This is a genomic window from Streptomyces sp. NPDC058221 (genome assembly GCF_042882365.1).
Taxonomy (GTDB): domain Bacteria; phylum Actinomycetota; class Actinomycetes; order Streptomycetales; family Streptomycetaceae; genus Streptomyces.
Map to the genome: position 1 here is coordinate 1 of NZ_JBHVWF010000216.1, position 9,712 is coordinate 9,712.

The 9,712-nt window shown below is 70.1% G+C and carries 8 protein-coding genes and 1 pseudogene; 4 read left to right on the forward strand and 5 right to left on the reverse strand.

Annotated elements, in window-relative coordinates:
* Positions 1 to 123: 123 nt before the first annotated feature.
* From ald to ACFVW8_RS36540, 4 genes are all read right to left on the reverse strand, one after another.
* Entirely contained in the window at positions 124 to 1,239 is a 1,116-nt protein-coding gene (gene ald, locus ACFVW8_RS36525; RefSeq protein ID WP_389697885.1) for an alanine dehydrogenase, read from the reverse strand.
* Positions 1,240 to 1,382: 143 nt separating this feature from the next.
* A complete protein-coding gene (locus ACFVW8_RS36530; RefSeq protein WP_389697878.1) occupies positions 1,383 to 3,446 on the reverse strand; it encodes a tetratricopeptide repeat protein in 2,064 nt (687 codons plus the stop codon).
* 206 nt (positions 3,447 to 3,652) lie between these two features.
* On the reverse strand, positions 3,653 to 4,279 hold the full coding sequence (locus ACFVW8_RS36535) for an NUDIX hydrolase (protein ID WP_124286460.1): 627 nt from the start codon (positions 4,277 to 4,279) through the stop codon (positions 3,653 to 3,655).
* A gap of 88 nt (positions 4,280 to 4,367) precedes the next feature.
* On the reverse strand, positions 4,368 to 6,041 hold the full coding sequence (locus ACFVW8_RS36540) for a CTP synthase (RefSeq protein WP_389697880.1): 1,674 nt from the start codon (positions 6,039 to 6,041) through the stop codon (positions 4,368 to 4,370).
* Between the two features lie 401 nt (positions 6,042 to 6,442).
* Between ACFVW8_RS36540 and ACFVW8_RS36545 the strand changes: the two genes are divergently transcribed.
* The 4 genes from ACFVW8_RS36545 (at position 6,443) to ACFVW8_RS36560 (ending at position 9,616) form a co-directional block, all read left to right on the forward strand.
* The gene (locus ACFVW8_RS36545; protein WP_389697887.1) at positions 6,443 to 8,251 is read left to right on the forward strand and encodes a glycoside hydrolase family 15 protein; all 1,809 of its coding nucleotides are present in this window, start codon (positions 6,443 to 6,445) and stop codon (positions 8,249 to 8,251) included.
* A gap of 281 nt (positions 8,252 to 8,532) precedes the next feature.
* On the forward strand, positions 8,533 to 8,910 hold the full coding sequence (locus ACFVW8_RS36550; RefSeq protein ID WP_240799408.1) for a TnsA-like heteromeric transposase endonuclease subunit: 378 nt from the start codon (positions 8,533 to 8,535) through the stop codon (positions 8,908 to 8,910).
* Positions 8,907 to 9,203, forward strand: a complete 297-nt coding sequence (locus tag ACFVW8_RS36555; protein WP_240799409.1) for a hypothetical protein — start codon at positions 8,907 to 8,909, stop codon at positions 9,201 to 9,203. Before ACFVW8_RS36550 ends, ACFVW8_RS36555 begins: the two co-directional genes overlap by 4 nt.
* Positions 9,200 to 9,616: a hypothetical protein gene (locus ACFVW8_RS36560; protein WP_389697883.1), complete on the forward strand. Its 417-nt coding sequence runs from the start codon at positions 9,200 to 9,202 to the stop codon at positions 9,614 to 9,616. The genes ACFVW8_RS36555 and ACFVW8_RS36560 overlap by 4 nt, the downstream gene beginning before the upstream one ends.
* On the opposite strand, the pseudogene ACFVW8_RS36565 reads toward ACFVW8_RS36560, so the two are convergent.
* A pseudogene (locus ACFVW8_RS36565) lies at positions 9,613 to 9,712 on the reverse strand (IS481 family transposase); the annotation flags it as partial. The gene ACFVW8_RS36560 and the pseudogene ACFVW8_RS36565 overlap by 4 nt on opposite strands.

The window sequence follows — 9,712 nt, forward strand, 5'->3', positions numbered from 1 at the left end:
CTGTGTTTTTTTTTATCGACCCCCCCCGGGGTGCCCCCGGATGGCGCCGGGCGGCCCGTGGCCCGCACTGGCCGGGCCGGACGCACGAGGTTGACGGAGCGGGTTGACGAAGGGGTCGTCCGCTCAGCCGAGAAGCGCGCTCAGTTCGACGTGGTCGAGGCCGTGCGCCTCTGCCACCTCGCGGTAAACGACCTGTCCGTCATGGGTGTTGAGCCCCTTGGCGAGTGCGGCGTCACGGCGCAGCGCCTCGGCCCAGCCACGGTTGGCGAGTTCCACGATGTAGGGCAGCGTGGCATTGGTGAGGGCGTACGTGGAGGTGTTCGGCACCGCGCCCGGCATGTTGGCGACGCAGTAGAAGACCGAGTCGTGAACCATGAAGGTCGGCTCGGCGTGCGTCGTCGGGTGGGAGTCCTCGAAGCAACCACCCTGATCAATTGCAATGTCGACAAGTACACTTCCGGGCTTCATCTTGGCGACGAGCTCGTTGGTGACCAGCTTCGGGGCCTTCGCGCCGGGGATCAGCACGGCACCGACGACGAGGTCCGCCTCGACGACCGCCTTCTCCAGTTCGAAGGCGTTGGAGACGACGGTCTGCACCCTGGTGCCGAAGATCCGGTCGGCCTCGCGGAGCTTGTTGATGTCCTTGTCGAGCAGTGTGACGTGGAAGCCGAGACCGACGGCGATCTGAGTGGCGTTCCACCCGGAGACGCCGCCGCCGATGACGACGGCCCGGCCGGCCGCCGTACCGGGGACGCCGCCGGGCAGCACGCCGCGGCCGCCGACCGAGCGCATCAGGTGGTAGGCGCCGACCTGCGGGGCCAGCCGGCCCGCGACCTCGGACATCGGAGCGAGCAGCGGCAGCGCGCGGTTCGCGGTCTCGACGGTCTCGTAGGCGATGGCGGTGGTGCCGGACTCCAGCAGCGCGTCCGTGCACGCACGGGAGGCGGCGAGATGCAGGTACGTGAAGAGGGTCTGGCCCTTGCGGAGGCGGTGGTACTCCTCGGCGACCGGCTCCTTGACCTTAAGCAGCAGGTCGGCGGTGGCCCAGACCTCATCGGCCGTGGGGAGGATCTGCGCCCCTGCGGCGACGTACTCCTCGTCGGGGATGGAGGAGCCGGCCCCGGCACTCTCCTCGACGACGACCTGGTGGCCGTGACGGACGAGCTCGTGCACACCGGCAGGCGTGATCGCCACGCGGAACTCGTTGTTCTTGACTTCGCGGGGGATGCCGACCTTCACGTCGATCACGGTCCTTGGCTCAGGGTCTTACCCGGGCATAGCAATACATACCCGGATAGAGGCAGCGTAAATGGAGACACCGCGAAGGCCCGCGGCAGAGCCAGTCTAATGAAGGGCTTCTCGCTGTCTAGCCTTACAAAGCATTAATTTTCTGTCGCCGCACTACGGATTTCGTAGGCTGCGCTCTCCTCGCCCAGCAATCTGTCGGCCGCACTCCTGTGCAGACCTGCGGAAGCGGGGTCGCCGAGCCGGTCCAGGGTGTCTGCCAGCCGCAGCTCCAGAGCGGCCTGCAGCCGTACGTCCTTGGCCTGCCGCGCCCACTCCACGGCCTCCCGGCACGTCTGGAGGGACTCCTGCGGACGGCCCGCGTACTCCTGGACCCGGGCGACCTCGCTGAGCGCCCGCGCCTGGGCGGGCAGATCTCCGAGCCTGCGGTAGCCGGCCGCTGCGGCCCGCCAGTTCCGCAGCGCCTCGCCGTAACGCCCGGCGTAGGTGTGGACGGTGCCCAGCCGCCCGTACAGCCGTGCCTCATCGGCGCGCTCCCCCTGGGTGAGCCGCTGGGCGAGCGCCCGGCCGTACCAGTCGGAGGCCCGGTGGAAGTCGCCCAGCTCGGCGTAGGCACCGCCCACGGATTCCATCGCGCGGCCGGTGGCGTACGGATCCTTCGCGGCCCGTCCGGCGTCGAGGGCGGCCCGGTAGCGGGTCAGCGCCTCCTTCGTCCGGCCGGTCCCGGCGTCCAGGTCGGCGAGGTTGAGCAGGGCAGCCGCCCGCTCGCGCGGCAGCTCCCGCCGCTCGGCGACGGCCAGCACCAGACCGTGCAGTCCGTACAGCTCGGGCGCGGCGGCCTCGGTGCCTTCGTGCACGGCCAGCGCCCGCACCAGCGCGGCCACCAGCCGCCGTGCCAGCGTGTCGAGTTCGCCGTCCTCCACGGCGATCCGTGCGGAGGCGAGCAGTGCGGGCCGGCGAATCCGCAGCCACTCGGCGGCGGCCTCGGGGCCGGGGAAGCGCAGCGAGCGGGGCAGCCCGGCGAGCTTGCGCCGGGCCGGCGAACCCTCGGGTTCGGTGACCGCCCGGCAGGACTGGAGCCGGCGCACGGTCCGCTCCAGCATCCTGGCGCGGGCGAGCTGGATCTCGGCCGGACGGTCCCGGTCCTCCAGCAGCGCCCGCAGCAGGGGGGCCAGGCAGCCGGGCACCTCGTACTGCGGCTGACCGGCCCCATTGCCGCGCAGCACTCCCAGGCGCACGAAGTCGTCGAGCGTGGTCTGGGCGGCCGAGACGGAGCAGCCGGCCAGGGCCGACGCGGTGTGCGCGTCGGCGAGTCCGGCGGGGGCCAGGGAGAGCAGTCGCAGTATCCGGGCGGCGGTCGGCGGCAGCGAGTCGTGGACCAGCCGGAAAGCGCGGGCCAGCGGGCGGGCGCCGGTGGACTGCTCGGAGTCGTCCGGCAGCTCCCGCAGTTGCTTGGTGACGTCCGCCACCGAGGCCGTGGGGTGCGTGGCCAGCCAGCCGCCGACCATGACCAGTGCGGCGGGCTGCCCGCCGCACTCCTCGGCCAGCGTCTCGGCGGTCCGCGGGTCGACGGTGATGCGGACCTGTCCGATGGTGCGGGCGAGCAGCTGGACCGCCGGGCCGGCCTCCAGTCCGCCGATGGTGCAGGGCCGGACGCCGGGAATGCCGGTCAGCGGGCCCTGCGCGGTGGCGACGACCAGGCAGTCCGGGTTGTCCGGGAGCAGCGGGTCGACCTGTTCGGCGTCCGGCGCATCGTCGATCAGAACCAGCGCCCGGCGTACGGCGAGGGCCTCGCGCACCATCTCGGAGAGTTCGTCCTCGTCCGCGCCGGGCGGTCCCACCACGTCGAGCTGGCCGAGGAGGTCGCGGGCGGCCCGCTCGGCGGGGACCGGGGCACCGCCGGGTTCGGTGAGCCGGACGGTGAACAGGCCGTCGGGGTAGTCGCCGGTGTCCAGCAGCCGGCGGGTGAGTTCGCCGGCCAGTGCGGTGCGGCCGGAACCGGGACGTCCGGCGATCAGCAGCACCCGGGCCCGGCCGCTCTTGCGGCCGGCCATGGTGTCCAGTCCGGCCCGCTCGATATCGGCCCGGAGCTCCTTCAACTCGCGCTCGCGTCCGAAGAATTGGGATGGTTCGAAGGCGGCCGGCTCCTCGGTCCCCGCTGCCTCGGCCGGGCCGCTGGTGTCCACCGCCTGATCCGTCACGGGCCACGCTCCACTTCGCTGCACGCGTCGCCCGCCGGGACTCCGGTCAGGGCATTCCGAGCGTAGTTCAGGCGAGTGGGCGAATCCGGTGGAGCGCGGCGGGCAGGTCCCCCGATCGGATCAGCATCTTTTCCGATCGGGGGACCTGCGGGACGGTCCGGGAATCGGCCGCGCGGTGACGGCTCCCCCGGATTCCCGACGGCCCGTCAGGCCTCGAAGGGGCGGGCGGGCCAGGGCGCCTCGGCGGGCCGCAGCGATTCGACGCCGTCGCCGGCGAGCACCGCTGCGAGCGACAGAACGCCCACGACCAGGCAGTTGTTGTGCAGGTCTCCCGCGAGCACGCCCCGCACCAGGTCCTGGAGCGGCACCCGGGCCAGCTCCATGTCGGCCTCCTCCTCGGAGACCTCGAAGCGCTCGCCGTCCGCCTCGGAGATGTTCCGGGCGAGGAAGATGCGTACGGCTTCGTCGCAACCGCCCGGCGTCGTGTAGACGTCGGTCAGCACCCGCCAGTCCTCGGCCTTGACGTACGCCTCCTCGTAGAGCTCGCGCTGCGCGGCGTGCAGCGGATTCTCACCGGGGATGTCGAGCAGCCCGGCCGGGATCTCCCAGAGCTTGTGGCGCACCGGGTGGCGGTACTGGCGCAGTACGAGGACACGGCCCTCGTCGTCGAGTGCGAGCACGGCGACCGAGCCCGGGTGGACCTGGTAGTCGCGGCGCACGACCGTGCCGTCCGGCATCGCGACGTCATCGGTGCGGACGCTGGTCTTGTTGCCCCGGAACGGAGTCTCGGTCGCGGTGACCGGCCACTCCTCGGGCGTGTCCTGGAAACCCATCTACGTCCTCCCACAAAAAACAGTGACCGGGGTACCCGCCCTCGAAGGACGCGTACCCCGGTCAACCGTATCGCCTGCGGAAGGCCCGTTACTTACCCGGCGTGGCCTCGGACTTGCTGCCCGTCTTGCGCGCGACGGCCGCCTTCACCAGGCCCGCGAAGAGCGGGTGCGGGCGGGTCGGGCGGGAGCGCAGCTCCGGGTGCGCCTGGGTGGCGACCAGGTAGGGGTGGACCTCGCGCGGGTACTCGACGTACTCGACGAGCTTGTTGTCCGGGGAGGTGCCGGAGAAGACCAGGCCGGCCTTCTTCTCCAGCTCTGCGCGGTAGCTGTTGTTGACCTCGTAGCGGTGGCGGTGACGCTCCTCCACGTACGGCTCGCCGTCGTACGCCTCACGGACCAGCGATCCCTCGGCGAGCTTCGCCGGGTAGAGGCCGAGCCGCATGGTGCCTCCCAGGTCGCCCGCGCCTTCGACGAACGCCAGCTGCTCCTCCATCGTCGAGATGACGGGGTGGCCGGTGGCGGCGTCGAACTCGGTGGAGTTGGCGTCGGGGATCTCGGCGAGGTTGCGCGCCGCCTCGATCACGATGCACTGGAGACCGAGGCAGAGGCCGAGCAGCGGCACCTTGTTCTCCCGGGCGTACTGGATGGCGCCGACCTTGCCGATCACTCCGCGCTCGCCGAAGCCGCCGGGGATGCAGATCGCGTCGACGTCACCGAGCTGCTTCTGGGCGCCCGCAGGCGTCCTGCACTCGTCGGAGGCGACCCACTTGACCTTGACCCGGGCCTTGTTGGCGAAGCCGCCGGCCCGGATGGCCTCGGTGACCGAGAGATAGGCGTCGGGCAGGTCGATGTACTTGCCGACCAGGGCGACGGTGACCTCGTGGTCGGGGTTGTGGACCCGGTCCAGCAGATCCCCCCAGATGGTCCAGTCGACGTCACGGAACGGCAGGTCGAGCTTGCGCACGACGTAGGCGTCCAGGCCCTCGGAGTGCAGCACCTTCGGGATGTCGTAGATCGACTTGGCGTCCGGGCAGGCCACCACGGCGGCCTCGTCGACGTCGCACATCAGCGAGATCTTGCGCTTGATCGCGGTCGGCACCTCGCGGTCGGCGCGCAGCACGATCGCATCCGGCTGGATCCCGATGTTGCGCAACGCCGCCACGGAGTGCTGGGTCGGCTTCGTCTTGAGCTCACCGGAGGGGCCGATGTAGGGCAGCAGGGAGATGTGCACGACGAAGACGTTGTCCCGGCCGACCTCGTGGCGGACCTGGCGGACGGTCTCCAGGAACGGCAGCGACTCGATGTCGCCGACCGTGCCGCCGACCTCGGTGATGACGACGTCGACGTCGTCGGTGGCCATGCGGCGGATGCGGTGCTTGATCTCGTTGGTGATGTGCGGGATCACCTGGACGGTGTCGCCGAGGTACTCGCCGCGCCGCTCCTTGGCGATGACCTGCGAGTAGACCTGGCCGGTGGTGACGTTGGCGGAACCGTCGAGGTCCACGTCCAGGAAGCGCTCGTAGTGGCCGATGTCCAGGTCGGTCTCGGCGCCGTCGTTGGTGACGAACACCTCGCCGTGCTGGAAGGGGTTCATCGTGCCCGGGTCGACGTTCAGGTACGGGTCGAGCTTCTGCATGGTGACCCGAAGGCCGCGCGCCTTGAGCAGGGCACCGAGGCTGGAGGCAGTCAGACCCTTGCCGAGGGAAGAGGCGACACCCCCGGTGACGAAGATGTGCTTGGTCGTCGTGGATGTGGGCTGCATAGCCAAAGGGGGCTCCCGTGGTCGCGATCGTGAGGTGCGTACCGGCGTTGCCATCCGGAGAAATCCGGAGGTGCCGTCGCTGCGGTTCGGGGGCCTCGTCTGCTGTCGCTGACGACCACCGGTCCACGGGCTACCAGGGTAACAGCGACGAGGGGAGCCTGCTTCCGGCCACACCCGGCACAGTCGGCACACACGATCACCGCATGTCTCTCACGCCCCACCCGTTCGGCTCATCTCTCTTGCCGGGACCGTCGCGCGGATCACCCAGGTGCGTCGTATCCTGCTCGGACACTGGCTCCGGGCGAGGTACGAGCTCGCAGGTTCCCCCACATCAACCCCTAGCAACGACCTCTTGACCCGTAGTAAGCGCCCCACGGGGCGACATGGCCGTTCGACTGGAGATGCACGTGGCCGGGCGCATCGAGGATTACGCACTCATCGGAGACATGCAGACCGCCGCCCTGGTCTGCCGGGACGGCACAGCCGACTGGCTGTGCCTGCCCCGCTTCGATTCACACGCCGTCTTCGCGGGACTGCTGGGCACCGAGGAGCATGGCTTCTGGCGCCTCGGGCCGGCCCGCGCCGAGGGCACTCAACCGGCGCCGGCGGACCGCCGTCACTACCGCGGGGACTCACTGATCCTCGAATCGGAGTGGGACACGCCGCGCGGCACGGTCAGAGTCACCGACTTCATGCCGCCGCGTGACGGCGCGCCGCAGCTGATCCGGATCGTGGAAGGTGTCAGCGGCCGGGTGCCGATGCGCTCCGAGCTGCGCATGCGGTTCAGCTACGGGCGGGTCACCCCATGGGTGCACAAGGTGGACGGGCGTACGGTCGCCGTCGCCGGCCCCGACTCGGTCTGGCTGGACACCACGGCCGACACCTTCGGCGAGAACCTGACGACGTACTCCGACTTCACCGTTGCCCCGGGCGACCGGATCGCGTTCACCATCAGCTGGCAGCCCTCGCACCGCGAACCGCCCGCGCTCCCGGACCCGGAGGGTTCGCTGGAGGCGACCGCGGACTTCTGGCGCGAGTGGGTCGACCAGTGCACCTACCACGGCCCCTACCGCGAGGCCGTGGTCCGCTCGCTGATCACCCTGAAGGCCCTGACGTACGCGCCGACCGGCGGCATCGTCGCCGCGCCGACCACCTCCCTGCCGGAGGAGATCGGGGGCGTACGGAACTGGGACTACCGGTACACCTGGCTGCGTGACGCCGCGATCACCCTCTCCTCGCTGCTGCGCACCGGCTACCGCGAGGAGGCCCGTGCCTGGCGCGAATGGCTGCTGCGGGCGGTCGCGGGCGACCCCGAGAACCTGCAGATCATGTACGGCATCGCGGGCGAGCGGGAGCTGGGCGAGGCCGAGCTGGAGTGGCTGCCCGGCTACGAGAACTCCGGCCCGGTCCGGGTCGGCAACGGCGCCGCGGGCCAGCTCCAGCTGGATGTGTACGGCGAGGTCACCGAGGCCCTGCACCTCGCGCACATGACGGGCCTGACCCGTAACGACTACGCGATGGGCCTTCAGCTCAGGCTGATCGGCTACCTGGAGAACCACTGGGACGAGCCGGACGAGGGCATCTGGGAGGTGCGCGGGCCGCGCCGGCACTTCGTGCACTCCAAGGTGATGGCCTGGGTCGCCGTCGACCGGACCATCAAGCTCATCGAGTCCGGTGACACGGACGGACCGCTGGAGCGGTGGCGCGAACTGCGCGACGACATCCACCGCGACGTCTGCGAGCGGGGCTACGACAAGGAGCGCAACACCTTCACCCAGTCCTACGGGTCGAAGGAGCTGGACGCCTCCCTCCTGCTCATCCCCCAGATGGGATTCCTGCCGCCCGACGACAAGCGGGTCATCGGCACGATCGAGGCGATCCAACGGGAGCTGTCCACCGAGGACGGCTTCGTGCTCCGCTACCCCACCTCGGGCGACAACGCGGGCGTGGACGGCCTGGAGGGCGACGAGGGCGCGTTCCTGGCGTGCTCGTTCTGGCTGGCGGACGACCTGGCGATGATCGGCCGGGTCGACGAGGCCCGGCAGCTCTTCGAGCGGCTGCTGTCGCTGCGCAACGACCTGGGCCTGCTGGCCGAGGAGTGGGACGCGCGGCTCCAGCGCCAGGTGGGGAACTTCCCGCAGGCGTTCAGCCATGTGCCGCTGATCGACACGGCACTGCGGCTGACGGCGAGCGGGGCATACGTGGGCTGACGGCGACGCCGCTGTAGGTTCCCAGATCTCGTGTCCTTTTCCCACCGGCCGTGTCCACTGCGTGGCCAGTAGGACGCGGGCATGGGATTCATGCCTCGTGAGCCAGTAGTTCCCCACTTTTGTACAGGACTGCCCCGGGCGGCGTCTGCGGGCGTGGCCGGGGCAGGACCCCAGCGTTCGGCGGCTGGCGGGGCTGCCTGGAGAAACGCGGGGTTGGTGGTCCGATGGGTACAGCGGTGGCCGCGCCGGTACGGCTGAGTGTCCGGCGTGGTGACGAGTCCGTGGTGGAGGACCTGGAGTGGCCATCGGTGCCGCTCGGGCTGCTGCGGCAGGCCCGGCCGTGGCGGACGTTCCGCTGGTTCAAGGGGCAGCAGCACTATTCGGGCACGTATTGGTCGGCGACCGTGGGCGATCATGTGATCTACGAGTCGCGGCTGGAGCTGGGGCGGCTGTTGTTCGCCGGCTTCGCTCCCGAGGTGCGGCAAATCGTCGCCCAGCCGTTCCTGCTCAAGGCCGGCGTTGATGGCAAGGTCCGCAAGCACATCCCGGACTATCTGCTGCTGACGGATGACGGTCCGGTGGTCGTGGACGTCAACCGCGGCACCGACTTGAGAAGCCGGAAGTCGCTTTCACCTTCGCCTGGACGCAGGAGGCCGTGACTTCGCGCGGGTGGCAGTACGAGGTGTGGAGCGAGCCGGATCCGCACGTGCTGGAAAACGTCCGGTTCCTGGCCGGCTACCGCCGCGCCTGGCTGTTCGACCCTGACCTGGTGGCCGCGCTGCGGGCGGTGGACCTGGACGGGATGTCGCTGGGCGACGCCTTCCGGCTGCGGCCGGAGTGTCCCCGGCCGCTGGTGAAGTCGGCGGTGCTGTACCTGCTGTGGTCCGGGCATGTGACGACCGCGCTGGACCGGCCGTTGAGCACAGGCCACGTGTTGCGGAGGGCAGCATGAGCGGGGCGGGGACGAAGCTGGGGGTCGGGACGCACTTCCGGCTGGACGGCGAGACGGTCGAGGTCGTGGAGTTCGCCAGCCTGGCCACGGGCATGGAGGTCGTCCTCAAGGACGGGCGCGACCGGCTGGCCAGGATGTCACTGCGCGAGCTGCCGACTTGCGATCGCGCCGAGCTGATCCACGATAGGTCAGGCCCGTCTGCCGCCGATGACGAGGACCTCGCGGCCCGCACGGCCCTGATCACGAGAGTTGGAAGACTGCGTCGCGAGATCGGACACCCACTTCTCACTCGTACAACCACGGCATCACCGATGAAACTGACCCAGATCGGTGAAGCCGTAGTCGCTGCGATCCACGCCACGGGGCCACGGAACCAAGGATGGCTGCGTGCCGACCTACAGGACACGCCCTAGCTGTATTGACCCGCAGCGTTGTTGACTCGGTTGATCGGGGGCTGGCCTCCGAGTGCGGTGTGGCAGCGATGGTAGTTGTAGCTGTGGAGGAAGTCG